The organism is Scandinavium sp. (genome assembly GCF_032012665.1).
Taxonomy (GTDB): Bacteria; Pseudomonadota; Gammaproteobacteria; order Enterobacterales; family Enterobacteriaceae; genus Scandinavium.
Genome location: NZ_DALZVG010000005.1, coordinates 178,879 through 204,739 on the forward strand (window position 1 = coordinate 178,879; position 25,861 = coordinate 204,739).

The following is a 25,861-nucleotide window of genomic DNA, read 5'->3' on the forward strand; positions in this document are numbered from 1 at the left end:
ATGTTGGGTTGGGTGATTGCCTGTCATGACGATCGGGCGCAGACGCTGCTGGATCGGCTGGAGAAAAAGTATGGGCCGCTGCCGCAGTGTCGGGCGGTAAACTTCTGGTGTGGTCTCAGCACCAATATGCTTAGCCGCATGATGTGCGATGCGCTGCATCAAACCGATAGCGGCGACGGCGTGATTTTTCTCACCGACAGCGCGGGTGATGCACCTTACCGTGTCGCTGCTCTTCTGAGCCACAAGCACTCTCATTGTGAAGTTATCTCCGGCATCAGCTACCCGTTGATTGAATCTATGCTTCCCCACCGTGAAAGCCTTAATAGCGAGGCGTTTCGTCATGCCATTGTGGCGCAGGGAACACCTGAAACCAGCAGCCTCTGGCACCAGCAGCAAAAGAATCCGCCCTTCGTCTTGCTCCATGATTTGTATGCCAATTAACCGTGGGTATTAATGAGACATTTGTTACACTACGGGCTGACTTATCGCACCGGTTAAAGCGCATGCTAATACGCGTTATTTTCTCCTTTCTGATCCTCATGTCTGGCAGCGCCTTTGCCAGCCTGCTGAGCCAAAACGGGCAGCCCGCTCGTTATATGCAAACCACCGAAGATGCCACCATTTGGGCGCAGGTGGGTAATAATGTGGTGACCGTTGGCAACGTGCGTGCCGGGCAAATTCTTGCCGTTGTGCCCACAGCGGCCGATTATTACGAATTCAGCTTTGGTTTCGGGACCGGGTTTATCGATAAAGGCCATCTCGAACCGGTGCAGGGCAAGCAGCGGGTGGAAGACAGCCTCGGCGACCTGAATAAGCCGCTCAGCAATCAGAACCTCATCACCTGGCGCGACACGCCGGTCTACAACGCTCCAAATGCGGGCAGTGCGCCGTTTGGTATGCTGGCGGATAATCTGCGTTATCCGCTGATCGCTAAGCTTAAAGACAGGCTTAATCAGACCTGGTTTCAGATTCGTATCGGCAACCGCCTGGCGTGGGTCAGCAGCCTTGATGCGCAGCTTGATAACGGTATTCCGATACTGACCTATCACCACATTCTGCGCGATGAAGAGAACACCCGTTTTCGCCATACTTCGACCACCACCTCCGTGCGCGCGTTCAGCAACCAGATGACCTGGCTGCGCGACCAGGGCTACACCACCCTGTCGATGTACCAGCTGGAAGGCTATATCCGTAATAAAATGAATCTGCCTGCCCGCTCCGTAGTGATTACTTTTGATGATGGCCTGAAGTCAGTTAATCGCTATGCATATCCGGTTTTGAAAGAGTACGGCTTTAAGGCGACGGCCTTTATTATTTCGTCACGCATTAAGCGCCATCCGCAAAAGTGGGATCCGAAATCGCTGCAGTTCATGAGTATTTCCGAGCTGCGGCAGATTCAGGACGTGTTTGATATTCAGTCGCATACCCACTTCCTGCATCGGGTGGACGCGTATCGTCGGCCGATTCTGCTGAGCCGCAGCTATCACAACATTCTGTTTGATTTCGAGCATTCCCGCCGCGCGCTGAGCCAGTTCAATCCGCACGTACTTTACCTCTCGTATCCGTTTGGCGGCTATAACGCAACGGCGCTGCAGGCGGCGAACGACGCCGGTTTTCATCTGGCGGTGACGACGGTGAAGGGGAAGGTGACGCCGGGCGATAATCCGTTCTTGTTGAAGCGATTGTATATCTTAAGAACGGATTCGTTAGAGACGATGTCGCGGCTGATCAGCAATCAGCCGCAGGGGTAGGGTTACGCAACCTGAACCGGAATGGCTTTTGCGGTGCGTTTCATTTCGTTGTCGCCCTCGAAGTAGGCTACGTTCGGACGCCAGGTGCGGGCTTCCGCGTCGGACATGGTGACGAAGCTTGCGATGATCACAATGTCACCGACGTCAGCATTGTGTGCCGCCGCGCCGTTAACGGAGATGATTTTTGAGCCTCGCTCTGCGGCAATAGCGTAAGTGGAGAAACGCTTGCCGTTGTTCACATTCCAGATATCAATGGCTTCGTTTTCCAGAATTCCCGAGGCATCCAGGAAATCCTGGTCGATGGCGCAAGAGCCTTCATAATGCAGGTCCGCATGGGTGACTTTTACGCGGTGGAGCTTGCCCTGCAGCATAGTGCGAATCATAACTTTACCTTTACATTCCTGATGCATCGCCGGGTGGCACCTGGCTGACCCGGCCTACGTAGGCCCGGCAAACGCTGGCGCCGCCGGGCATATTTCAGGGCAGTATTGCCCGTTTTTTAACCTTTGTCTATCAGCTTAATTCAACGGTTTTATTGTCGATAAGCCGCGCCTGACCCAGCCATGCGGCCATCAGGATCACCGCGCGCTGGCTGCTTTCTGACAGCTCAAGCAGGGTATCGGCATCGCGAATCTGGATGTCATCGGCGCGGAAACCTTTGTCGTTCAGTTCCTGTTCGGCAAGTGCAATCATCTCGTCCAGGCTGCGTTCACCCGCTGTGAGCTTCTCTGCAATCCCGTTCATTACCTTGCTCAGGCCCGGTGCGATTTTGCGCTGATCGCTGGTGAGGTAGCCGTTGCGGGAGCTTAGCGCCAGACCATCTTTGGCGCGTACCGTTGGCACGCCCACGATGTCAATGTCGTAGCCCATATCGGCGACCATCTTGCGGATGAGCGCCAGCTGCTGGAAGTCTTTCTCACCAAAGCAGGCGACGTCCGGCTGTACCAGGTTAAACAGCTTGCTGACGATGGTGGAGACGCCGCGGAAGTGGCCAGGGCGGCTTGCGCCTTCCAGCATGGTGGAAATGCCCGGTACGTCAACGAAGGTCTGGGTATCCGTGCCTTGCGGGTAAATATCCGCGGGTGCCGGGGCAAACACGAAGTCGACTTTACGTTTGTTCAGCTTCTCGCAGTCTTCCTGCAGCGTGCGTGGATAGCGAGCCAGGTCGTCGGCGCGGTCAAACTGCATCGGGTTGACGAAGATGCTGGCGACCACGACATCGGCGCGATCTTTGGCTTCATCGACGAGCTTCATATGACCATCGTGCAGGTTGCCCATGGTTGGCACCAGCGCGATGCGCTTGCCTTCCTGACGCAGACGACGGATATGCTGGCGCAGCAGCGGCAGGGTTTCGATAATCAGCACAACAAACTCCTTAATGGAAACTGTGTTCTTCGCCCGGATAGACACCGGATTCGACCTCGGCAATATACTGCCGCACGGCGGCGCGCATGTCGCCCGAATCCGTCAGGAAATTTTTCGCAAATTTAGGGATATGGCCGCCGGTAATGCCGAACGCATCGTGCATCACGAGGATTTGCCCGTCGGTGACGTTGCCTGCACCAATACCGATAACCGGAATGCTCAGCGCTTCGGTAATGCGTTTTGCCAGCGCGACCGGCACGCATTCCAGTACCAGCAGCTGAATGCCTGCGGCTTCCAGCGCCAGCGCGTCGTCAAACAGGGTTTGTGCAGCATCGCCGCGCCCCTGAACCTTATAACCGCCAAACACGTTAACCGACTGCGGCGTCAGGCCGAGATGCCCGCACACCGGCACGGCGCGTTCAACCAGCATTTTCACGGTCGGGGCAAGCCAGGCACCGCCTTCGAGCTTCATCATGTTGGCGCCCGCACGCATCACGACGGCGGCGTTTTCAAAGGCCTGCTCTGGCGTGGCATAGGCCATAAACGGCAGGTCAGCCAGCAGCAGACTGTTTGGTGCGCCGCGACGCACGGCGCGAGTGTGGTAGGCAATGTCTTCAACGGTGACTGGCAGCGTTGAGTTGTGTCCCTGAACGGTCATACCCAGCGAGTCACCGACCAGCATGACGTCGATCCCGGCGTCGGCGAACAGTTTCGCAAAGCTGAAGTCATAGGCGGTAATGGTGGCGAAGCGTTTCTTTTCCTGCTTGCACTTCTGCAGCAGGGAGATGGTGGTAGGTTTCATAGGGTTTCCTGATAACGAAAGCCGAATCTGGGGGCATTGTATCAGGCGTGCCGGGGCGGGCAATCGGTTTCCCGTTTACCAGTGAGCAGGTTTTGTGCTGTTAAGCGTTTGCAGGAGTGAGGTCAGCGATGTGCCGTCAGGGAAAATCAGGTCCGGTGCAATTTCGGCCAGCGGCCAAAGCATAAAGCCACGGTTATGCATGTCGTAGTGCGGCACCGTCAGGCGATCGGTGTGGATCACGGCATCGCCAAATAGCATGATATCGAGGTCCAGCGTGCGCGGGCCCCAGCGCTCCTCTTTACGAACACGGCCCTGCCGGCTCTCAATGCGCTGAGTATTATCCAGAAGGATTTCTGGTTCCAGCCTTGTGTCGAGCGCCACGGCGGCGTTGAGGTAATCAGGTTGATCCTGCGGGCCCAGCGGCGGCGTGCGGTAAAACGATGACACGGAAGCGATCTTCGTTTCAGGGATCTCGCCGAGCGCGGCAATCGCGGCATTCACCTGATCGAGCGGTGAAGCCAGATTGCTGCCGACGGCGATATAAACGCGTGTCACGCGTTGCCACCCTGGCGCGGCGCGCGCTTGCGTGGACGGCGATGACGACGGCGCGCGGCCGGTTCTTCATCCAGGCCGTTGAGCATGTCTTTCTGCGCCGGAGGAGCCGCGACCTGGAATTCGCCCCACCACTGCGTCAGACGCTGCAGTTCGTGGTTGCCTTCTGCTTCGGCACGCAGCGCCAGCAGATCGTAGGCGGCGCGGAATTTCGGATGCTCCATCAGCTTCCAGGCACGTTTACCCTGACGACGTGACATACGCAGCTGAAGCTGCCAGATGTCGCGCACCAGCGTGGTAATGCGTTTTGGAATGGCGAGCGAACGGCAGCCTTCGTCGAGCACATCGTTCATTGCCAGCGCGAAAGCGTCATAGTAGGCCAGGCCACTTTCCTGGGCGATGCGCTGAGCGGTTTCCAGCAGCGGATACCAGAACATGGCGGCAAACAGGAACGCCGGGTTGACGCGCATATCGTTGTGAATGCGGTTATCGGTATTTTTCAGCACCTGGCTGATGATGCGCTCCATCGGGCTGTCACCGTTTTCGGTGAAGTAGCGGGTGATGGTCGGGAACAGCGGCTGGAACAGGCTGTATTCGCGCAGCAGCTTGTAGGTTTCGAAACCATAGCCGGCCTGAAGCAGCTTCAGAGATTCTTCAAACAGGCGCGCAGGTGGCACATCGTTGATGAGCGTGGCCAGGCGTGGGATCGGCTCAGCCGTGTCCGGGCTGATACTCATATTCAGCTTGGCGGCGAAACGCACCGCACGCAGCATGCGCACCGGATCTTCGCGGTAGCGGGTTTCCGGATTGCCAATCAGGCGAATCACGCCGTCCTGTAAATCACGCATGCCGCCGACGTAATCACGTACGGTGAAATCTGCCACGCTGTAGTAAAGGCTGTTGATGGTGAAGTCACGGCGCTGGGCATCTTCTTCGATGGAGCCGAAGATGTTGTCGCGCAGCAGCATGCCGTTCTGGCCGCGCTGAGAGGTGGCGCGGTCGTCCGGCGAGCCGTCGTGATGGCCACGGAAGGTGGCGACTTCAATGATTTCCGGGCCAAACATGACGTGGGCCAGGCGGAAACGGCGACCGACCAGGCGGCAGTTGCGGAACAGCTTGCGCACCTGCTCAGGCGTGGCGCTGGTCGTCACGTCAAAATCTTTGGGTTTTTTGTCCAGCAGCAGGTCACGTACGCCGCCGCCGACGAGATAGGCCTCGTAGCCCGCTTTGTTCAGGCGGTAGAGCACCTTGAGGGCATTTTCACTGATATCTTTGCGGGAAATAGCGTGCTGCTCACGCGGAATGACCGTCATTTCTGGTTTTACGTCGACGGTTTCAGCCCCGGTTTCATCACGGGTTAGCACCTTACGGCAAAAATTAGCGACTCGGGTAAAAATGTTACACCTCGGTTATCGTGTCAGTCGGAAGTCGTGAGGACAAAAAATTGCGGCTAATCATAGCTCACCGGGGAGCATTTGAGAATCTTTTACCGCCGTAAGGCTCCAGTTCGCTACTGCATTTTCCAGCAGGCTCTCAAGTGAGCAATCCTGCCACTCATTAACAATAGTCTGATTAAGAAACTGTAATGCCCGAATAATTTCCGGGCGCGGATCGCCGGTGGATAGCGCAGGGGCATGATTCTGTTTTGATAATTTCGCGCCGTCGTGATTCAGCGCCAGCGGCAGGTGAATATAATCAGGTTCACTCCAGCCGAAATGCCGGTACAGCGATATTTGCCGCACGGTAGGCTCAATCAAATCTGCGCCGCGTACTATCTCCGTCACGCCCTGAAAATGGTCGTCGACCACAACGGCAAGGTTGTAGGCGAATAATCCGTCCCGGCGATGAATAATAAAATCTTCGCGGGCAAGCGGTTCGTTGGCGACAATATTGCCGCGCAATCCATCGTGGAAATTTAAAACCGGGTAAGTCTGGCGCAAACGCAGCGCCGCATTTTGCGAGCCGAGGTGTAATTCGCGGCAGTGGCCGTCATAAATTCCACCGACGCTCTGAATACGCGCACGGGTGCAGGTGCAGTAATAGCTCCGTTCCTGCTCGTGCAGCCACGCCAGCCTTTCGCGGTAGGCGTCGTGGCGCTGAGATTGCCACAACACTTCGTCGTCCCAATGCAGACCATAATGTTCCAGCTGACGCAGAATTGTGTGTGCGGCACCGGGAACTTCACGAGGGGGATCGATATCTTCAATGCGGACCAGCCACTTTCCCTGACGGGCTCGGGCCTGTAAATAGCTGCCGAGAGCGGCAATCAATGAACCAAAATGGAGTTCACCCGAAGGGGAAGGCGCAAAGCGCCCGATATAGTCAGAGTTTGCCATGTCGAAGGTTCAGAAAAGAACAAGGCGGGAGAGTGCTCCCGCCATGGTAGATGATGCAATTGGGTGGCTTAGCCAGCCATTTGCTTTTCGCGGATTTCCGCCAGCGTTTTGCAGTCGATGCAAAGATCGGCAGTTGGACGCGCTTCCAGACGACGAATTCCGATTTCCACACCGCAGGATTCGCAGTAGCCGAAATCTTCGTCTTCGACCTTCTTCAGCGTTTTCTCGATCTTTTTGATCAGCTTACGCTCGCGGTCACGGTTACGCAGTTCGAGGCTGAACTCTTCTTCCTGAGCGGCACGGTCTACCGGATCCGGGAAGTTGGCAGCTTCATCCTGCATGTGTGTCACGGTACGATCAACTTCATCCCTGAGTTGGTTACGCCACGCTTCAAGAATACGCTTGAAGTGAGACAGCTGGGCTTCGTTCATATACTCTTCACCCGGCTTCTCTTGGTATGGCCCCACCCCAGCGATGGCGAGAATACTCAGGGACGATGTTTTACGGATTTGCCCTTCTTGCATGTTGCTTCTCCTTAACACGCACTATCGATCCCCATGTGGGGGAAAAATCAGGCCGCTATAAATAGCAGATGCTTTTCAGGATAGCAATTGTCTAAACGTAACACTTGACAACCCTGTGAGGAAAAGCGTATTTGCGCACGCGACCAGCACATTTATTGTTCAGCCGTTATCACCGGTGAAAGCACCACGGGCAACGGCTCTATCAGAGTCATATTGTCGGCAGAAAGTTCCGCTTTATAAGCCAGAATTTCCACCCCCTTGTTTTGTGCCTCAATCAACAATTGCGCGTATTTCGGATCGATATGGCGCGCGGGTGAAAAACGGGTAATGGCAGAGTGAAGGACCGCAAATAACACCACGGCACGATCGCCTGAGGCCGCCACCCCCATCAACTCTCGCAAATGCTTTTGGCCACGCTCCGTTACCGCATCGGGAAAATAACCGTACTCTTTTTCCGCCAACGTGACCGATTTCACTTCAATATAGCAGTTGCGGCGGTTATCTGCCTGTAACATAAAATCAATCCGGCTGCGTTCTTCACCGTATTTCACTTCATTTTTCAACACGCTATAGCCAGAAAGTTCCGAGATGACGTTCGCCTGGATCGCTTCTTTTACCAGCTGATTGGCCCGTAATGTGTTGACACAAATAAACGCGCCGCTTTGCGTCTGCGTGACTTCCCAGGTATTCGGGTATTTACGGGTCTTACTGTCCGACGTGGAATACCAGACGGTATCGCCCGGCGTAGCACAGCCGGTCATTGCGCCGGTATTGGGACAATGCAAAGTGAGTACTTCCCCTTCAGGGGTGACGACATCGGCCAGAAAGCGTTTATAGCGTTGAATTAAACGGGCGGACTTCAGCGGCGGAGAAAATTGCATAGCGATCCTTGTCAGTCGTTGAGCGTCCAGCGCTCAAGGCGGGTGTAGCGGGTGCGCCCGCGGGAAAAATCAGAACTGTACAGTCCGAATGCCGTCACCGGCACCTGCCAGCTAAAGCCTGGCGCGGGAATGGGTACCGCGTGGGCGGTATTGCGCAGCAGCGTGATGTGCGGGTGAAACGGCTGTGGGCTCTGGTAACAGCCGCTGCGTGCTGCCTGAGCGCGAAGCATATTCGCCAGCTGCAGCAACCCACGAGGAGGCTGGCGCGTACCGAGCCACACCACCTGTGAACGCAGCCATTGTCCGGCATCGTTCAGAGCCAGCGTAAATTCCGGCTGGCGAATGCGTCCGGCCATTGTCGCCAGCGCCCGCTGTTTTTCTGCACTGACTTCACCGAGAAACGCCAGCGTCAGATGCAGGTTTGCTGCCGCGATCGGGCGCCCGACGTCGGCGGGAAAATTTGCGGCTCGCCAATGGATAATCTGCTGCTGAACGTCGTCGGGCAGTTCAAGGGCGAAAAACAGTCTTTTGGGTTCAGGCATGCGCGGGGCTCGGTAATGATTTGGTGCAATGCTACAATGCCGGGCCCGTTAAAGTCATCCCTGGAGCCCGTTGTGTCGTCATTGCCCGTCGCCGCTGTTCTTCCCGATCTTCTTCAGGCGCTCAACGCTGCGCCGCAGGTATTGCTGAACGCGCCCACCGGGGCTGGTAAATCGACCTGGCTGCCCTTGCAAATTCTTCACGCCGGCGACATCAAGGGCAAAATTATCCTTCTTGAACCGCGCAGGCTGGCGGCGCGCAACGTCGCCCAGCGTCTGGCCGAACTGTTGAACGAAAAGCCCGGCGAAACGGTAGGCTACCGGATGCGCGCGGAAACCTGCGTTGGCAAAAACACCCGGCTTGAAGTGGTGACCGAAGGGATTCTGACGCGCATGATCCAGCGCGATCCTGAGCTCAGCGGCGTGGGGCTGGTGATCCTCGATGAATTTCACGAGCGCAGCCTGCAGGCCGATCTGGCTCTGGCGCTACTTCTCGACGTTCAGGCCGGGTTACGCGACGATCTTAAGCTGCTGATCATGTCGGCAACGCTCGACAATGCCCGCCTGCAAACGCTGCTGCCGGACGCACCGGTCATTGCCTCAGAAGGCCGTGCGTTTCCGGTGGAACGACGCTATCTGTCGCTGCCTGCTCATCAGCGCTTTGACGAAGCGGTGGCGATAGCTACGGCTGAACTGCTGCGCCAGGAGCCTGGTTCTTTACTGCTGTTTTTGCCAGGCGTCGGGGAGATCCAGCGCGTGCAGGAGCAGCTTGCCGGACGAGTGGGCACAGACGTAGCGCTTTGCCCGCTGTACGGCGCGCTGTCGCTGGCAGACCAGCGCAAAGCGATTCTCCCGGCGGAGAAAGGCACGCGAAAAGTGGTGCTGGCAACGAATATCGCCGAAACCAGCCTGACTATCGAAGGTATCCGGCTGGTGGTGGACTGCGCCCAGGAGCGAGTGGCGCGTTTCGATCCTCGTACCGGGCTGACCCGGCTGGTCACCCAGCGCGTGAGCCAGGCCTCCATGACGCAGCGCGCCGGGCGCGCGGGGCGTCTTGAACCGGGAATATGTCTGCATCTGCTTGGCAAAGAGCAGGCCGAGCGCGTTGCGCCTCAGGGCGAACCGGAGATTCTGCAAAGCGATCTCTGTGGGCTGCTGATGGAGCTGTTGCAGTGGGGCTGCCAGGATCCGTCACAGCTGAACTGGCTGGACAAGCCTCCTGAACCCCATCTGATGGCGGCTCGTCAGCTGTTGTCACAGCTTGGCGCATATGATGGTAAACAGCTGACGCCACAAGGGCAGAAGATGGCGGCCATCGGCAACGATCCGCGTCTGGCGGCGATGCTGATTGCCGCGACAACGCCGGATGACGTGGCGACGGCGGCTAAGCTTGCCGCAATTCTCGAAGAGCCGCCGCGCGGTGGCAATGCCGATCTGAGTGCGGCCTTTTCCCGCAATCAGCCCAACTGGCAGCAGCGTGCGAGGGCGTTGGTGCAGCGTCTGAATTCTCCCTGCGGAGCAACCGATGCCGGACTCATTCCAGCCTTGCTGGTGCAGGGCTTTGCCGATCGTATCGCCCGCCGCCGTGGGCAGGAAGGGCGCTATCAGCTGGCTAACGGCATGGGGGCGATGCTTGATGCTGACGATGCACTGAGCCGTCATGAGTGGCTGATTGCACCTTTGTTATTGCAGGGCAGCCAGTCGCCGGATGCGCGGATATTGCAGGCGCAGCCGCTGGACGTTGATGCGCTGGCGGCAGCGTGCCCGGCGTTGCTCACGCAATCCGATACCATCGAATGGGATGAGAATCAGGGCACGCTGAAGGCCTGGCGGCGCAGCCGCATCGGACAGCTGACGGTGAAAGTACAACCGCTGGCTAAACCGTCCGAAGAGGAGCTGCATCAGGCGATGCTCAACGGTATTCGTGATAAAGGATTGAGCGTGCTGAACTGGACGCCCGAAGCGGAGCAGCTACGCTTGCGTATTCAATGCGCTGCACGCTGGCTGCCGGAGGACGAGTGGCCTGCGGTGGACGATGAGGCGCTGCTGGCAGGGCTGGAGTCATGGCTGCTGCCACACATGAGCGGCGTGCATTCACTCAAGGCCCTGAAGGCGCTGAATATTCGCGAGGCGATACAGGGACTTCTGCCGTGGTCATTGCGACAACGTCTGGATAGTGAGTTACCCACGCATTACACTGTGCCGACCGGAAGCAGGATTGGGCTGCGTTACGATGCCGATAATCCGCCAGTGCTTTCTGTGCGAATGCAGGAAATGTTTGGCGAGGCCGTGACGCCGACCATTGCTCAGGGCCGCGTGGCGCTGGTGCTGGAGCTGCTTTCCCCGGCGCAGCGGCCGTTGCAAATTACGCGTGACCTTAGCGCTTTCTGGGCAGGCGCGTACCGTGAAGTGCAAAAAGAGATGAAAGGGCGCTACCCGAAACACGTCTGGCCGGACGATCCGGCGAACACGGCCCCGACGCGGCGCACGAAGAAGTATTCGTAAAGAAGGTAAACGCATTTGTAGGCCCGGCAAGCGAAGCGCCGCCGGGCGATGTATTGATGAGTGCGTGCTGGTGCCCTCACCCCGACCCTTTCCCACGGGAGAGGGAGCAAACATTAAAAATCGCCCCTGAGGGGACGATTTTGCTGTTTATTTTGAGAGATTTCTTCTTTCACCTGAGCGTGAAAGAAAAGAGAATCAGGCGCTTACGCCTGAATTTAGCGGAGAAAATGTATGGCGGGGAATGACCGCGAGCCGATTGGGCGCAAAGGCAAGCCTGCGCGCCCGGCAAAGCAAAAGATTAGCCGTCGTCGTCTTCGGGACGATGAGTACGACGATGACGATTACGATGATGAGGAAGACGAACCCATGCCGCGCAACGGGAAAGGCAAAGGTAAAAAACCACGGCGTAAATACGGCTGGTTCTGGCTGCTGGTAAAGCTCGGCATCGTTTTCGCGGTGCTGATGGCAATTTACGGCGTCTACCTTGATCAGAAAATTCGCAGCCGTATCGACGGAAAAGTCTGGCAGCTGCCGGCGGCGGTTTATGGCCGCATGGTCAGCCTTGAGCCGGATATGTCGATCAGCAAAGGTGAGATGGTTCGCCTGCTGACCGCGACGCAGTATCGCCAGGTCACCGCGATGACTCGTCCGGGTGAGTTCACCGTGCAGGCGAACAGTATCGAGATGATCCGCCGTCCGTTTGATTTCCCGGACAGCAAAGAAGGGCAGGTGCGTGCGCGTCTGACCTTCGACGGCGATCGTCTGGATTCGATCACCAACATGGAGAACAACCGCCAGTTCGGTTTCTTCCGTCTCGATCCGCGTCTTATCACCATGATGTCCTCGCCGAACGGCGAGCAGCGCCTGTTTGTGCCACGTAGCGGCTTCCCGGATCTGCTGATCGATACGCTGATTGCGACCGAAGACCGTCACTTCTACGAGCACGACGGCATTAGCTTCTACTCCATGGGGCGTGCAGTGCTGGCGAACCTGACGGCAGGTCGTACGGTGCAGGGCGCAAGTACCCTGACCCAGCAGCTGGTTAAAAACCTGTTCCTCTCCAGCGAACGCTCCTACTGGCGTAAGGCTAACGAAGCGTATATGGCGCTGATCATGGACGCGCGCTACAGCAAAGATCGCATTCTCGAACTGTACATGAACGAGGTCTATCTCGGTCAGAGCGGCGACAATGAAATTCGCGGCTTCCCGCTGGCCAGCCTCTACTACTTTGGTCGCCCGGTGGAAGAGCTGAGCCTCGACCAGCAGGCGCTGCTGGTAGGTATGGTGAAAGGGGCGTCGATCTACAACCCGTGGCGTAACCCGAAACTGGCGCTGGAGCGTCGTAACCTGGTTCTGCGCCTGCTGCAGCAGCAGAAGGTGATCGATCAGGAGCTGTACGACATGCTGAGCGCACGTCCCCTGGGCGTGCAGCCACGCGGTGGCGTGATCTCCCCGCAGCCAGCCTTTATGCAGATGGTGCGCCAGGAGCTGCAGGCGAAGCTCGGCGATAAGGTGAAAGATCTTTCCGGCGTGAAAATCTTCACCACCTTTGACTCTGTCGCACAGGATGCCGCTGAAAAAGCGGCTACCGAAGGCATTCCGGTACTGAAGAAACAGCGTAAGCTGGCCGATCTCGAAACGGCAATGGTGATTGTCGACCGAATGACCGGTGAAGTGCGGGCGATGGTTGGCGGGGCAGAGCCGCAGTTTGCGGGCTACAACCGTGCGATGCAGGCTCGTCGCTCGATTGGCTCCCTGGCAAAACCGGCAACCTATCTGACCGCGCTCAGCCAGCCGAACACCTATCGACTGAATACCTGGATTGCCGATGCGCCGGTGACGATCCACCTGTCGAATGGTCAGACGTGGTCGCCGCAGAACGACGACAAGCGCTTCAGCGGGCAGGTGATGTTAGTGGACGCGCTTACTCGCTCCATGAACGTGCCGACGGTAAACCTCGGGATGGCGATTGGCCTGCCAGCCGTGACCGATACCTGGCAGAAGCTGGGCGCGCCGAAAGATCAGCTCAACGCCGTGCCGGCGATGCTGCTGGGGGCGCTGAACCTGACGCCAATCGAAGTGGCGCAGGCGTTCCAGACCATCGCCAGCGGCGGTAACCGGGCTCCACTTTCCGCCCTGCGCTCGGTCATAGCCGAAGATGGTACCGTGCTCTATCAGAGCTATCCGCAGGCGGAACGCGCTGTTCCTGCACAGGCGGCGTATATGACGCTGTGGACCATGCAGCAGGTTGTACAGCGTGGTACCGGCCGTCAGCTGGGGGCAAAATACCCGAACCTGCATCTGGCAGGGAAAACCGGGACCACCAACAACAACGTCGATACCTGGTTTGCCGGGATTGACGGCCGCGAAGTAGTGATCACCTGGGTGGGTCGTGACAACAACCAGCCGACGAAGCTGTACGGTGCCAGCGGCGCGATGTCCATCTATCAGCGCTATCTCTCCAATGAGTCGCCGATCCCGCTGGATCTGACAGCACCGGAAGATATCGTCAATATGGGCGTCGACGACAACGGCAACTTTATCTGCGGCGGCGGCGGGATGCGTCAGCTCCCGGTCTGGACGACCAATCCGGATCAGCTCTGCCAGCAGAGCCAGGCGATGCAGCAACAGCAGCAGGACGCGAATCCGTTCAGCGGCGACAATCCGCAACAGCCTCAGCAGCAGCCACAACAGCAACAACAGCCGAAGCAGGAGAAGAGCGACGGCGTGGCTGGCTGGATTAAGGATATGTTTGGCGGGAATTAACTATTAGCCCCTCACCCTAACCCTCTCCCTTAAAGGGAGAAGGTTAGGGGGCGATTTGGCTCTTCGGTTTTCTCCCTCGCCCCTTTGGGGAGAGGGCCGGGGTGAGGGGATTTTCAAACTCGGCATTAACCTCTTCATAACTCCATGGCAACCACAAGGTTATTTTTTAAACCCTCACTTCTGCCAGGGACGTATTCCGCTTGCCATGCCTTCCGCGTTTCGCCTATTATTTTGCGGGCATAATAATAATTCTCGTTTACGTTATCATTCACTCAATATCATCAGAGAAAAACAATGGCGCGTCTCAACACTGCTCAGCCAATTAATACCTCGCTGCGTAAGCTTGCCGTGGTAGTAGCCACAGCGGTCGGCGGCATGTCCGCTTTTGCACATGCGGCAACACAACCGAAAGAAGAAACCATTACCGTGACGGCAGCACCTGCGCCGACAGAAAGCGCTTGGGGTCCTGCAGCGACCATCGCTGCGCGTCAGTCTGCGACCGGTACGAAAACCGACACGCCTATTCAAAAAGTTCCTCAGTCTATTTCTGTGGTCACAGCCGAAGAAATGGCATTGCATCAGCCGAAATCGGTGAAGGAAGCTTTAAGCTATACCCCGGGCGTGGCGACAGGCACCCGTGGTGCTTCGAATACTTATGACTATCTGGTGATCCGCGGTTTTGCTGCGGATGGCCAAAGCCAGAATAACTATCTGGATGGCATGAAGCTGCAGGGTAACTTCTACAACGATGCGATCGTTGACCCTTACATGCTTGAGCGTGCGGAGATTCTGCGCGGTCCGGTTTCTGTCCTGTACGGAAAAAGCAGTCCTGGCGGTTTACTGAATATGGTCAGCAAACGCCCGACGACGGAACCGTTAAAGGAAATTCAGTTTAAAGTGGGGACCGATAACCTGCTTCAGACTGGCTTTGATTTCAGCGATTCCATTGATGATAACGGCGTTTATTCCTACCGATTAACGGGGCTGGCGCGTTCTAACAATGCACAGCAAGAGCGTGCAGAGGAACAGCGTTATACTATCGCGCCGTCTTTCTCCTGGCGCCCGGATGATAAAACGAACTTCACCTTCCTCTCTTACTTCCAGAATGAGCCAGATACGGGCTATTACGGCTGGCTGCCAAAAGAGGGTACGGTTGAGCCATTGCCAAACGGTAAGCGTCTGCCTACCGACTTCAACGAAGGTGCGAAGAATAATACCTATTCTCGTAACGAGAAGATGGTGGGCTACAGCTTCGACCACGCGTTTAACGATACCTTTACCGTGCGTCAGAACCTGCGTTTTGCAGAGAACAAAACCTCGCAAAACAGCGTGTACGGTTATGGTGTCTGTTCCGATCCTGCAAACAGCTTCAATTCGCTTTGCTCGGCGTTAGCGCCTGAAGACAAAGGTCGTTACCTGGCGCGTAAATACGTTGTTGATAATGAAAAGCTGCAAAACTTTAACGTTGATACGCAGCTGCAGAGTAAATTTGCGACGGGTTCTGTAGATCATACCTTGCTGACGGGAGTCGATTTTATGCGTATGCGTAACGACATCAACTCCTGGTTTGGCTACGATGGCTCGGTACCGCTGCTGGACCTTTACAATCCTGTCTATAGCGACTTTGATTTTAACTCGAAAGATCCGTCTAACTCAGGTCCTTATCAGGTACTGAACCGTCAGAAGCAAACGGGCCTGTACGTTCAGGACCAGGCTCAGTGGGATAAGGTGTTAGTTACGCTGGGTGGCCGTTATGACTGGGCCGATCAGAGTTCCTTTAACCGAGTGGCGGGTACAACTTCAGAGCGTGACGATAAGCAGTTTACCTGGCGCGGTGGCGTTAACTACCTGTTTGATAATGGTGTGACGCCATATTTCAGCTACAGCGAGTCGTTCGAACCTGCCTCACAAACAGACGCCCAGGGCAATCTGTTTGCACCTTCTAAAGGTAAACAGTACGAGGCGGGTGTAAAATATGTGCCAGCAGATCGCCCAATCGTGATCACCGGTGCGGTATATCAGCTGACGAAGACCAACAATCTGATGGCTGACCCTGCGGGTTCATTCTTCTCTGTACAGGGCGGGGAGATCCGTGCGCGTGGCGTTGAGGTTGAAGCGAAAGCCGCGCTGTCTGCCAGCGTCAATGTGGTGGGTTCCTACACCTACACCGATGCTGAGTATACGACGGATACGACTTTGAAAGGTAACACCCCTGCGCAGGTGCCAAAACACATGGCATCCCTGTGGGGCGATTACACCTTCTATGACGGTGCACTTTCTGGTCTGACGTTAGGCACTGGTGGGCGTTTGACGGGCTCCAGCTACGGCGATCCAGCAAACTCCTTCAAGGTGGGTAGTTATACCGTTGTTGATGCATTAGTGCGCTACGATCTTGCGCGTGTTGGCATGGCGGGTTCCAACGTGGCTCTTCATGTGAACAACTTGTTCGATCGTGAATATGTGGCGAGCTGCTTCAACACTTACGGTTGCTTCTGGGGCGCGGAGCGTCAAATTGTGGCTACCGCCACCTTCCGTTTCTAATCTCGTCTTTGGGCACGGTTCGCCGTGCCCTTTTAACAAGTTGGCCGTTATGCAGGACACCACAACTCAGACCGACACCACGTTCGCCCTGAACGCGGTTACTTTTCGTGTACCAGGCCGTACGCTGCTGCACCCGCTTTCGCTGACCTTTCCTCCCGGTAAAGTGACCGGCCTTATCGGCCATAACGGTTCGGGAAAATCCACACTGCTGAAAATGTTAGGCCGTCACCAGTCACCGTCCGACGGCGATATTCTGCTTGACGGACAGCCGCTTGAGAGCTGGAACAGTAAAGCTTTTGCCCGCAAAGTTGCTTATCTGCCGCAGCAGCTGCCGCAGGCGGAAGGGATGACGGTACGCGAGCTGGTAGCGATTGGCCGCTACCCGTGGCACGGTGCGCTGGGGCGTTTCGGCATGGCGGATCGCGAAAAAGTGGAAGAGGCGATAGCGTTAGTCGGCCTGAAGCCGCTGGCCCATCGGCTGGTGGACAGCCTCTCCGGCGGCGAACGTCAGCGCGCATGGATTGCGATGCTGGTGGCGCAGGACAGCCGCTGTTTACTGCTCGACGAGCCAACTTCCGCGCTGGATATTGCTCATCAGGTCGATGTGCTGGCGCTGGTCCATCGCCTGAGCCAGCAGCGTGGCTTAACGGTGGTTGCTGTACTGCATGATATCAACATGGCCGCGCGTTACTGCGACTACCTGGTGGCGCTGCGCGGTGGAGAAATGATTGCTCAGGGCACGCCGGAGACGCTGATGCGCGGCGAAACGCTCGAACAGATTTACGGCATTCCGATGGGCATACTGCCGCATCCCGCAGGCGCGGCCCCGGTAAGTTTTGTCTACTGATGAATGATTCTCATCTGATTAGCCGTCGTCGCTTACTGACGGCGATGGCCCTGTCTCCTCTGCTCTGGCAGATGAAAAGCGCGCACGCCGCTGCGGTGGATCCGCACCGTATCGTGGCCCTCGAATGGCTGCCGGTGGAGTTGCTGCTGGCGCTGGGCATCACGCCTTATGGCGTCGCTGATATCCCTAATTACAACCTGTGGGTGAACGAACCGACGCTGCCTGCGTCGGTTATTGACGTTGGCCTGCGCACTGAACCCAATCTTGAACTGCTGACCGAAATGAAGCCGTCCTACATGTTCTGGTCGGCTGGCTATGGCCCGGCGCCGGAAAAGCTGGCGCGTATCGCGCCGGGGCGCGGTTTTAACTTCAGCGATGGCAGACACCCGCTTGCCAATGCCCGTCAGTCGCTTCTCGAAATGGGACAGCTGTTGGGGATGGACAAACAGGCTCGCGCACATCTTACGCATTTTGACGAATTCGTGGCGCAGCGCAAACCGCGCTTTGCCGCCCGAGGCAGCCGTCCGCTGTTGATGATCACGCTGCTCGATGCCCGCCACGTGCTGGCTTTCGGGCCAAACTGTCTGTTCCAGCAAATCCTTGATGATTACGGGATTGTTAACGTCTGGCAGGGGGAAACCAACTTCTGGGGCAGTCAGGTGGTGGGTATTGACCGGCTCGGCGTGTTTAAAGATGCTGATGTGATCTGCTTCGATCACGGCAACGAAGCTGATATGCAAAAGCTAATGGCAACCCCGCTGTGGCAGGCGATGCCGTTTGTTCGTCAAAATCGTTTCCAGCGCGTACCCGCCGTGTGGTTCTACGGCGCGACGCTCTCGGTGATGAACTTTGTCCGCATTCTTGATAACGCGCTGGGAGGCAAGGCATGAGGCCGCGTATCGCGCGCTTCCCGGCGCTGCTGCTTCTGGGATTGTTTATCGCCTCAGCCTGGCTGAGCTGGCACAATTTTAACGTCGCGCTGCCGCGTGCTCAGTGGCGCGAAGCACTCTGGCAGCCTGATATCGACAGCATCAGCCAGATGCTGTTCCACTACAGCTTATTGCCGCGACTGGTGATTTCCCTGCTGGTAGGGGCAGGTCTCGGGCTGGTTGGCGTGCTGTTCCAGCAGGTGCTGCGTAACCCGTTAGCGGAACCGACCACGCTCGGCGTGGCAACCGGCGCACAACTTGGGATCACCATTACTACGCTGTGGGTGCTGCCCGGTGCGTTTTCCACGCAGTTTGCTGCTCTGGCGGGCGCTTGCATCGTTGGGGCGCTGGTGTTCGGCGTCTCCTGGGGCAAACGTCTTTCGCCGGTGACGCTGATCCTCGCCGGGCTGGTCGTCAGCATGTACTGCGGGGCGGTGAATCAGCTGCTGGTGATTTTCCATCACGACCAGCTGCAAAGCATGTTCCTCTGGAGCACCGGGACGCTGACGCAAACCGACTGGAGCGTGGTGCAGCAGCTGTGGCCGCAGCTGCTCGGCGGCGTGATGCTGACCCTGCTTTTGCTGCGGCCGCTGACCCTGATGGGGCTGGACGACGGCGTGGCGCGCAATCTCGGGCTGGCGCTGTCTCTGGCGCGCCTGGGCGCATTGACGCTGGCTATCGCGATCAGCGCTCTGCTGGTCAATGCCGTGGGTATTATCGGTTTTATCGGCCTGTTCGCACCGCTGCTGGCGAAAATGCTTGGCGCGCGTCGCCTGCTGGCTCGCCTGATGCTCGCACCGTTGATTGGTGCGCTGATCCTCTGGCTATCCGATCAGATTATCCTCTGGCTCTCGACGGTGTGGATGGAAGTCTCTACCGGTTCCGTGACGGCGCTGATTGGCGCACCGCTGCTGCTGTGGCTGCTGCCGCGCCTGCGTAGCATCAGCGCGCCGGCGATGAACGCGGGCGATCGTATTTACAGCGAACGGCAGCGAGTGCTGACCTGGTCGCTTGTTGGGGCTGGGGTTCTGCTACTTGGGATGCTTGTCGCGCTGACGCTGGGGCGTGACGCCCACGGCTGGCACTGGGCGAGTGGCGATCTTCTCAATGCATTGATGGAATGGCGTGCACCGCGCATTCTGGCGGCTCTGATCGCCGGGATGATGCTGGCGGTAGCCGGATGCATTATTCAGCGCCTGACCGGCAATCCAATGGCGAGCCCGGAAGTATTGGGGATCTCATCCGGTGCCGCGTTCGGCGTGGTGCTGATGCTCTTCTTTGTGCCGGGCAACGCCTTTGGCTGGCTGCTGCCAGCAGGCAGTCTTGGAGCCGCAGCAACGCTGATGATCATTTTGATTGCTGCCGGGCGGGGCGGTTTTTCTCCGCACCGAATGCTGCTGGCCGGTATGGCGCTCAGCACCGCGTTTACCATGCTGCTGATGATGCTCCAGGCGAGCGGCGATCCGCGCATGGCGCAAATTCTCACCTGGATTTCCGGTTCGACGTATAACGCCTCTTACGAGCAGGTCTGGCGCACGGGGCTGGTGATGATCGTGCTGCTGGCTGCGGCACCGTTGTGTCGACGCTGGCTGACGATTCTGCCGCTCGGTGGTGACACCGCTCGAGCCGTTGGCATGGCACTGACGCCGACCCGCGTTCTTCTGCTGCTGCTGGCGGCAAGCCTGACGGCAACCGCCACAATGACCATCGGCCCGCTGAGCTTTATTGGTCTGATGGCGCCGCATATTGCGCGGATGATGGGCTTCCGTCGTACGATGCCGCACATGATCCTGTCGGCGTTAGTCGGGGGGATTTTGCTGGTGTTTGCGGACTGGTGTGGTCGTATGCTGCTGTTCCCGTACCAGATCCCGGCGGGGCTGCTGTCGACGTTTATCGGCGCGCCGTACTTTATTTATTTGCTGAGGAAGCAGAGCCGGTAATAAAAGCACTTCCTCTGCGGCCTGATGCCCTCACCCCAGCCCTCTCCCACAGGGAGAGGGTGCAAAGACTAAAAACGGCAACTGAAGTTGCCGTTTTGCTTTAGATTTTGGCAAACACCTTACGAGCCGCATCAATCGTTTTATTGATGTCTTCTTCGCTGTGCGCCACGGACATAAAGCCCGCCTCAAACGCTGACGGCGCCAGATACACGCCTTCTTCCAGCATCAGGTGGAAGAACTTTTTGAAGCGCTCCACGTCGCATTTCACCACGTCGGCGTAGCAGGTCACGGTTTTGGCGTCGGTGAAGAAAATCCCGAACATGCCGCCAACGTTGTTCACCACCAGAGGAACACCCGTTTCACTCGCCGCGCGTAACAGGCCGTCTGCCAGTTGGTTAGTCAGGCTGGTCAGCGTTTCATGCACGCCAGGCTGAGCGACCTCCGTCAGACAGGCAAAACCTGCCGCCATCGCAATCGGGTTACCGGAGAGCGTACCCGCCTGGTAAACCGGGCCCGTTGGGGCCAGGGCTTCCATCACTTCGCGACGTCCACCAAACGCACCGACCGGCATACCGCCACCGATGATTTTGCCCAGACAGGTGAGGTCAGGCACCACGTCGTAGTAGTCCTGCGCGCCCGCCAGGGCGACGCGGAAGCCGGTCATCACTTCGTCGATGATAAATAGCGCGCCAAATTCGTCGCACAGCGCACGCAGGCCTGGCAGGAACGCCGGCTGCGGTGGAATGCAGTTCATGTTGCCCGCTACGGGCTCCACGATGATGCAGGCGATCTCTTCCGGATACTGCTCAAACGCCGCGCGAACGGAATCCAGATCGTTATAAGTGCAGGTCAGGGTGTGCTTCGCGAAATCCTCTGGAACGCCCGGAGAGTTTGGCTGGCCGAGGGTCAGCGCACCGGAGCCCGCTTTCACCAGCAGGCAGTCGGCATGACCGTGATAGCAGCCTTCAAATTTGATAATTTTGTCGCGGCCGGTGAAGCCGCGCGCCAGACGGATGGCGCTCATGGTGGCTTCGGTACCGGAGTTCACCATACGAACCATGTCCATGGTCGGCACCAGTTCGGTAACCAGCTCCGCCATTTTGACTTCCATTTCGGTCGGTGCGCCGAAGCTCAGACCGCGCGTTGCGGCTTCAATCACCGCGTCGCGGATGGCCGGGTGGTTATGACCCAGCACCATTGGGCCCCAGGAACCGACATAGTCGATGTAGGCCTTGCCGTCCACATCGTATAAATACGCGCCATCGGCACGTTCAATAAACAGCGGGGTGCCGCCGACGCCGGTAAAGGCGCGGACCGGAGAGTTGACGCCGCCGGGGATCAGTTCGCGCGCCGCGCTGTAGAGGTTCTCAGATTTGCTCATTGCGAGGGTCCTGGTTCGTAGAAAGCGTGTTAGCCGACTATTCTAAGGTATTCCAGGAAAGTTATGAAAGTTTTGCCCAATTGAAACAATGTCATTCTGAAGGACTTTTAACGCGACGTACCGCCGCAGGCTGGTTACAATGCGCGCTGCAATTTGTATTACCAATAAATGATTAATGGCATGAAAGCAGAAACGCCCTCTTTTGAATCACAGCAAATCGTTCGTTTGCGCCGCGGGGATGCGGTTCGTCGTTTAGTTCGCAGGGATAAAACGCCGTTGGCAATTCTGCTGATGGCCGCCGTCGTCGGTACGCTGGCGGGGCTGGTCGGTGTTGCGTTTGAGAAAGCCGTTAACTGGGTGCAGAATGTGCGAATTGGCACGCTGGCCCAGGCAGCGAATCACTGGTTTTGGGTCTGGCCGCTGGCCTTTATTCTTTCCGCGTTGCTGGCGATGGTCGGTTATTACCTGGTGCGCCGCTTTGCGCCAGAAGCGGGTGGTTCCGGCATTCCTGAAATCGAAGGGGCGCTCGAAGAGCTTCGCCCGGTGCGCTGGTGGCGTGTGCTGCCGGTGAAGTTTATCGGCGGCATGGGTACGCTTGGTGCCGGAATGGTGCTGGGGCGAGAAGGGCCGACGGTACAGCTCGGTGGCAATATCGGGCGCATGGTGCTCGATATTTTCCGGCTACGAACGGCCGAGGCGCGTCATTCGCTGCTGGCGACCGGTGCGGCGGCGGGTCTTGCGGCGGCGTTTAACGCACCGCTGGCGGGGATCCTGTTTATCATCGAAGAGATGCGCCCGCAGTTTCGCTACAACCTGATTTCCATCAAGGCCGTGTTTATCGGCGTTATTATGTCCAGCGTGGTGTTCCGTATCTTTAACGGGGAAACGGCGGTGATTGAGGTGGGCAAGCTCGCCAACGCGCCGGTCAACACGCTGTGGCTGTACCTCGTCCTGGGGATGATTTTTGGCTGCTTCGGCCCGCTGTTCAATAGCCTGGTGCTGCGCACGCAGGATATGTTCCAGCGCATCCACGGCGGCAATGTCAAAAAATGGGTGCTGATTGGCGGCCTGCTTGGCGGCATCTGCGGCGTACTTGGGCTAATCGAGCCTGAAGCGGCAGGCGGTGGCTTTAACCTGATTCCGATTGCGGCGGCGGGGAATTACACCGTTGGCCTGCTGATGTTTATCTTTATTGCCCGCGTCGTCACCACGCTGCTCTGTTTTTCATCAGGGGCACCAGGCGGGATTTTTGCGCCGATGCTGGCGCTGGGCACGCTTTTAGGTACGGCATTTGGCATGGCTGCGACCGCGTGGTTCCCGGCATATCATCTTGAGCCGGGCACCTTTGCGATTGCCGGAATGGGGGCCTTGTTCGCCGCTTCGGTGCGTGCCCCGCTGACCGGGATCGTGCTGGTGCTGGAAATGACCGACAATTATCAGCTCATTTTGCCAATGATTATTACCTGTCTTGGCGCAACACTGTTGGCACAATTCCTCGGCGGCAAGCCGCTTTATTCCTCGATCCTGGCGCGAACGCTGGCGAAGCAGGAGGCCGAAAACGCGGCGAAAGAGAAACAGCCCGTCGGGGAGAATACTTGAACGATTTAGTCAGGTATTGGATAATGAGCGAAAAGACCCGGCGAGTTGTCAGGCCTGGTGAATTAACTGGAGTAAGAAATGAGTGATGACGTAGCGCTGCCGCTGCAGTTTACTGACGCGGCCGCCAGCAAAGTAAAAAACCTGATTGCCGATGAAGACAATCCGAATCTGAAACTGCGCGTCTATATCACCGGCGGTGGTTGCAGCGGGTTCCAGTACGGCTTCACCTTTGACGATCAGATCAACGACGGTGACATGACCATCGAGAAACAGGGCGTTGGCCTGGTGGTCGACCCGATGAGCCTGCAATATCTGGTTGGTGGCTCTGTGGATTACACCGAAGGTCTGGAAGGTTCACGTTTTATCGTGACCAACCCGAACGCCAAAAGCACCTGTGGGTGCGGGTCTTCGTTTAGCGTCTGAGAATGATGTCGACACAAAAAAGCCGCTGATTTCAGCGGCTTTTTGCTATCTGCTGTTTTCATCCAGCGCAAACGTCGGCAGCTTCAGGTGCCAGCGAATGGCCGCAAGGCGTATCATCAGCGTCACCAGCATGCCGAACATGGCGGCGTTTTCCAGCGACATGTTAAACGTGTAATGGGCGGTGGCATGCACAATTCCCCCGACAATACAGGCCGTGGCGTAGATTTCAGTTCGCAGGATCATAGGCACTTCTCGTGCCAGCACGTCGCGAATAATGCCGCCGCCGACGCCAGTGATCACGCCCATGCAGATGGCGACCATCGGTCCGGTTCCGGCAATAAAGGCTTTGTTAACCCCGATGCCAACAAACACCGCAAGGCCTACGGCATCCAGCACTGGCAAAATCCATTTGGGTAAACGGCGAGGCTGACGTACCAGCAGGATGGTCAGCATGCTGGTGACCATCGCCACGACCAGATCGGTAGGGTCTTTCACCCAGAACACCGGGCCGTTGGCCAGCGCCATATCACGAATGGTCCCGCCACCGACGGCGGTGACCACGCCAAGCACCAGCACGCCAAAAGGATCCATCCGTAGTTTACCGGCCAGCAGCACGCCGGAGATGGCAAATACGGCGGTCCCGACAATATCCAGCCAATAGACAAGCATTGATCCGTTTCCCGTTAATTGACCTGCGCCATCGCGGTGCAGAGCTGTTTTGCGGCGAGGATAATACGCGGGGATGCACGTTCAAACCAGTCGCTGTTCACAGGAATCACCGGAATGTTGAGTTGACCCCGCCAGTAACTTTCAATTTTGTTGCTTTCAGCCTTGCTGCCTGCAGTAATAATCAGCTGAGGCTGGCGTGCCAGCACCTGCTCACGGCTGACCTGTGGCCAGGGCACCCGGCTGTTGGCGAAGATATTGTTGCCGCCGCAGGCCTCGATAATTTCGTTCTGGATGGAGTCTTTATTACTGGTAAAGAGGGGGTTGGTGCCAAATTGCAGGAAAACGGTTCTCTTGCTGTCGTGAGCGTGTGCACGCTTCAGTGCGGCAAATTCATCGCGCAGAGATTTTGCGGCAAGCTTTGCCTGCTGTGGTTTTGGGCTCCATGCCGCGAGCTGCTGTAGCGTGTCGGCAATTTGCTCCACGCTGCTCGTCTCGACCCAGATTATTTTGATCCCCAACGCACTCAGCTGGTTCACCTGCCGTTCAGCATTACCGCCGCGCCATGCCAGCACCACATCGGGTTTAAGTGAGACGATACGCTCGAGATTCATTCCCTGCCAGTTGGCGACTTCTTCAATCCCTTTGGCCTCAGGTGGGAAATCCGAAAAACTGCTCACGCCGACAGGCGTAATGCCTGCGGCAAATGCCAGCTCGGTATTAGCGGGGGAGAGGGAGATAACCCTCGGCGCAGCCATCAGCCACGCCGGAAGGGTCAACAGCAGGGCGATAAACCCTGAAGTGAGGTGCTTACGCATTCGCCAGGTTCTGAACCAGGGTTTCCACCATCAGGCTGGACTGTTTGGCGGCGACGGCGAGGAACTCGTCGAAGCTCAGGTGCGACTGCTGATCGGCCACGTCAGAAATGGCGCGAACGACCACGAACGGCACACCGAAGTTGTGGCAAACGTGCGCGATAGCGGTGGCTTCCATTTCGACGGCAACGGCCTGCGGGAAGTTGTGGCGAATTTTGGCCAGGCCAACGGAGCCATTGATGAATGCGTCACCGCTGACGATCAGGCCACGTACCGCATTCAGGTTGAGCTGTTTGATGCAGCTTTCCGCTGCTTCGATCAGTTTGCTGTCGGCGGCAAACGCTGCCGGGCAGCCCGGAAGCTGGCCGTATTCGTAGCCGAACGCGGTGACGTCGGCATCGTGATAGCGGGTTTCATCGGAGACCACGATATCGCCGACTTTCAGCGTTGATGCGAGACCGCCCGCAGAACCGGTGTTGATGATGGCGTCTGGCTTGCACAGTTCAATCAGCAGGGCAGCCCCCATCGCGGCGGCCACTTTGCCGATCCCTGATTTCAGCAGCGCAACGTCAGCGCCGTTCAGCTGGCCGGTGTAGATTTCGCTGCCGCCAATGGTGAGGGTCTGACGGTTCTGGATCTTGTCACGCAGCAGCGTCACTTCTTCTTCCATTGCACCAATAATGCCGATTTTCATAGATT

Annotated in this window: 23 protein-coding genes; 10 read left to right on the forward strand and 13 right to left on the reverse strand. The window is 57.4% G+C overall.

The genetic code is table 11. From position 1 onward, the window contains the following. Entirely contained in the window at positions 1–441 is a 441-nt protein-coding gene (locus RTU33_RS06810) for a PTS sugar transporter subunit IIA (RefSeq protein WP_312626180.1), read from the forward strand. Positions 442–503: 62 nt separating this feature from the next. After that, positions 504–1,751 carry a polysaccharide deacetylase family protein gene (locus RTU33_RS06815; RefSeq protein WP_312626182.1) on the forward strand — a complete coding sequence of 416 codons (1,248 nt, stop codon included), beginning with the start codon at positions 504–506 and terminating at the stop codon, positions 1,749–1,751. A 2-nt stretch (positions 1,752–1,753) separates the two neighbouring features. Here the strand turns inward: RTU33_RS06815 and panD are convergent, their stop codons facing one another. The 9 genes from panD to thpR form a co-directional block, all read right to left on the reverse strand. Continuing rightward, positions 1,754–2,134, reverse strand: coding sequence for an aspartate 1-decarboxylase (gene panD / locus RTU33_RS06820; RefSeq protein ID WP_312626183.1), 381 nt, complete (start codon positions 2,132–2,134; stop codon positions 1,754–1,756). A 130-nt stretch (positions 2,135–2,264) separates the two neighbouring features. Beyond that, positions 2,265–3,116, reverse strand: coding sequence for a pantoate--beta-alanine ligase (gene panC / locus RTU33_RS06825; RefSeq protein ID WP_312626185.1), 852 nt, complete (start codon positions 3,114–3,116; stop codon positions 2,265–2,267). A gap of 10 nt (positions 3,117–3,126) precedes the next feature. After that, complete coding sequence (gene panB / locus RTU33_RS06830; protein ID WP_312626186.1) at positions 3,127–3,918, reverse strand: 3-methyl-2-oxobutanoate hydroxymethyltransferase; 792 nt, start codon at positions 3,916–3,918, stop codon at positions 3,127–3,129. Positions 3,919–3,993: 75 nt separating this feature from the next. After that, entirely contained in the window at positions 3,994–4,473 is a 480-nt protein-coding gene (gene folK, locus RTU33_RS06835; protein ID WP_312626187.1) for a 2-amino-4-hydroxy-6-hydroxymethyldihydropteridine diphosphokinase, read from the reverse strand. Further along, a complete protein-coding gene (gene pcnB / locus RTU33_RS06840) occupies positions 4,470–5,867 on the reverse strand; it encodes a polynucleotide adenylyltransferase PcnB (protein WP_312626280.1) in 1,398 nt (465 codons plus the stop codon). Before pcnB ends, folK begins: the two co-directional genes overlap by 4 nt. Before the next feature lie 57 nt (positions 5,868–5,924). Next, a complete protein-coding gene (gluQRS, locus tag RTU33_RS06845; RefSeq protein WP_312626189.1) occupies positions 5,925–6,806 on the reverse strand; it encodes a tRNA glutamyl-Q(34) synthetase GluQRS in 882 nt (293 codons plus the stop codon). A 68-nt stretch (positions 6,807–6,874) separates the two neighbouring features. Further along, entirely contained in the window at positions 6,875–7,330 is a 456-nt protein-coding gene (dksA, locus tag RTU33_RS06850) for an RNA polymerase-binding protein DksA (RefSeq protein ID WP_312626190.1), read from the reverse strand. A 152-nt stretch (positions 7,331–7,482) separates the two neighbouring features. After that, positions 7,483–8,211: a DNA/RNA nuclease SfsA gene (gene sfsA / locus RTU33_RS06855; RefSeq protein ID WP_312626192.1), complete on the reverse strand. Its 729-nt coding sequence runs from the start codon at positions 8,209–8,211 to the stop codon at positions 7,483–7,485. 11 nt (positions 8,212–8,222) lie between these two features. Then, the gene (thpR, locus tag RTU33_RS06860; RefSeq protein ID WP_312626194.1) at positions 8,223–8,753 is read right to left on the reverse strand and encodes an RNA 2',3'-cyclic phosphodiesterase; all 531 of its coding nucleotides are present in this window, start codon (positions 8,751–8,753) and stop codon (positions 8,223–8,225) included. A 72-nt stretch (positions 8,754–8,825) separates the two neighbouring features. On the opposite strand from thpR, the gene hrpB reads away from it, so the two are divergent. The 6 genes from hrpB to fhuB all read left to right on the forward strand — a co-directional run bounded on the left by hrpB (position 8,826) and on the right by fhuB (position 20,278). Further along, positions 8,826–11,255, forward strand: a complete 2,430-nt coding sequence (gene hrpB, locus RTU33_RS06865) for an ATP-dependent helicase HrpB (RefSeq protein ID WP_312626195.1) — start codon at positions 8,826–8,828, stop codon at positions 11,253–11,255. 231 nt (positions 11,256–11,486) lie between these two features. After that, positions 11,487–14,021 (forward strand): bifunctional glycosyl transferase/transpeptidase, encoded by a 2,535-nt coding sequence (gene mrcB / locus RTU33_RS06870; protein ID WP_312626196.1) that lies wholly within the window; start codon positions 11,487–11,489, stop codon positions 14,019–14,021. A 294-nt stretch (positions 14,022–14,315) separates the two neighbouring features. Continuing rightward, positions 14,316–16,562, forward strand: coding sequence for a ferrichrome porin FhuA (gene fhuA / locus RTU33_RS06875; protein ID WP_312626197.1), 2,247 nt, complete (start codon positions 14,316–14,318; stop codon positions 16,560–16,562). 49 nt (positions 16,563–16,611) lie between these two features. After that, a complete protein-coding gene (gene fhuC, locus RTU33_RS06880) occupies positions 16,612–17,409 on the forward strand; it encodes a Fe3+-hydroxamate ABC transporter ATP-binding protein FhuC (protein ID WP_312626198.1) in 798 nt (265 codons plus the stop codon). Continuing rightward, positions 17,409–18,299 carry a Fe(3+)-hydroxamate ABC transporter substrate-binding protein FhuD gene (gene fhuD / locus RTU33_RS06885; protein WP_312626200.1) on the forward strand — a complete coding sequence of 297 codons (891 nt, stop codon included), beginning with the start codon at positions 17,409–17,411 and terminating at the stop codon, positions 18,297–18,299. Before fhuC ends, fhuD begins: the two co-directional genes overlap by 1 nt. Further along, entirely contained in the window at positions 18,296–20,278 is a 1,983-nt protein-coding gene (gene fhuB, locus RTU33_RS06890) for a Fe(3+)-hydroxamate ABC transporter permease FhuB (RefSeq protein ID WP_312626202.1), read from the forward strand. The genes fhuD and fhuB overlap by 4 nt, the downstream gene beginning before the upstream one ends. A 100-nt stretch (positions 20,279–20,378) precedes the next feature. Here fhuB and hemL read toward each other — a convergent pair whose 3' ends face one another. Continuing rightward, entirely contained in the window at positions 20,379–21,659 is a 1,281-nt protein-coding gene (gene hemL / locus RTU33_RS06895; RefSeq protein ID WP_312626204.1) for a glutamate-1-semialdehyde 2,1-aminomutase, read from the reverse strand. Positions 21,660–21,839: 180 nt separating this feature from the next. Here hemL and clcA point away from each other — a divergent pair, with 180 nt between their 5' ends. Then, the gene (gene clcA, locus RTU33_RS06900) at positions 21,840–23,258 is read left to right on the forward strand and encodes a H(+)/Cl(-) exchange transporter ClcA (protein ID WP_312626206.1); all 1,419 of its coding nucleotides are present in this window, start codon (positions 21,840–21,842) and stop codon (positions 23,256–23,258) included. A 78-nt stretch (positions 23,259–23,336) separates the two neighbouring features. Then, complete coding sequence (gene erpA, locus RTU33_RS06905) at positions 23,337–23,681, forward strand: iron-sulfur cluster insertion protein ErpA (protein WP_097162931.1); 345 nt, start codon at positions 23,337–23,339, stop codon at positions 23,679–23,681. Between the two features lie 45 nt (positions 23,682–23,726). Here the strand turns inward: erpA and RTU33_RS06910 are convergent, their stop codons facing one another. The 3 genes from RTU33_RS06910 to mtnN are packed head-to-tail and all read right to left on the reverse strand — an operon-like array spanning position 23,727 to position 25,856. Then, a complete protein-coding gene (locus RTU33_RS06910; protein ID WP_312626208.1) occupies positions 23,727–24,350 on the reverse strand; it encodes a TRIC cation channel family protein in 624 nt (207 codons plus the stop codon). Between the two features lie 14 nt (positions 24,351–24,364). Beyond that, positions 24,365–25,165, reverse strand: a complete 801-nt coding sequence (btuF, locus tag RTU33_RS06915) for a vitamin B12 ABC transporter substrate-binding protein BtuF (RefSeq protein WP_312626210.1) — start codon at positions 25,163–25,165, stop codon at positions 24,365–24,367. Further along, entirely contained in the window at positions 25,158–25,856 is a 699-nt protein-coding gene (mtnN, locus tag RTU33_RS06920) for a 5'-methylthioadenosine/S-adenosylhomocysteine nucleosidase (protein WP_312626211.1), read from the reverse strand. Before mtnN ends, btuF begins: the two co-directional genes overlap by 8 nt. Between the last annotated feature and the right edge of the window lie 5 nt (positions 25,857–25,861).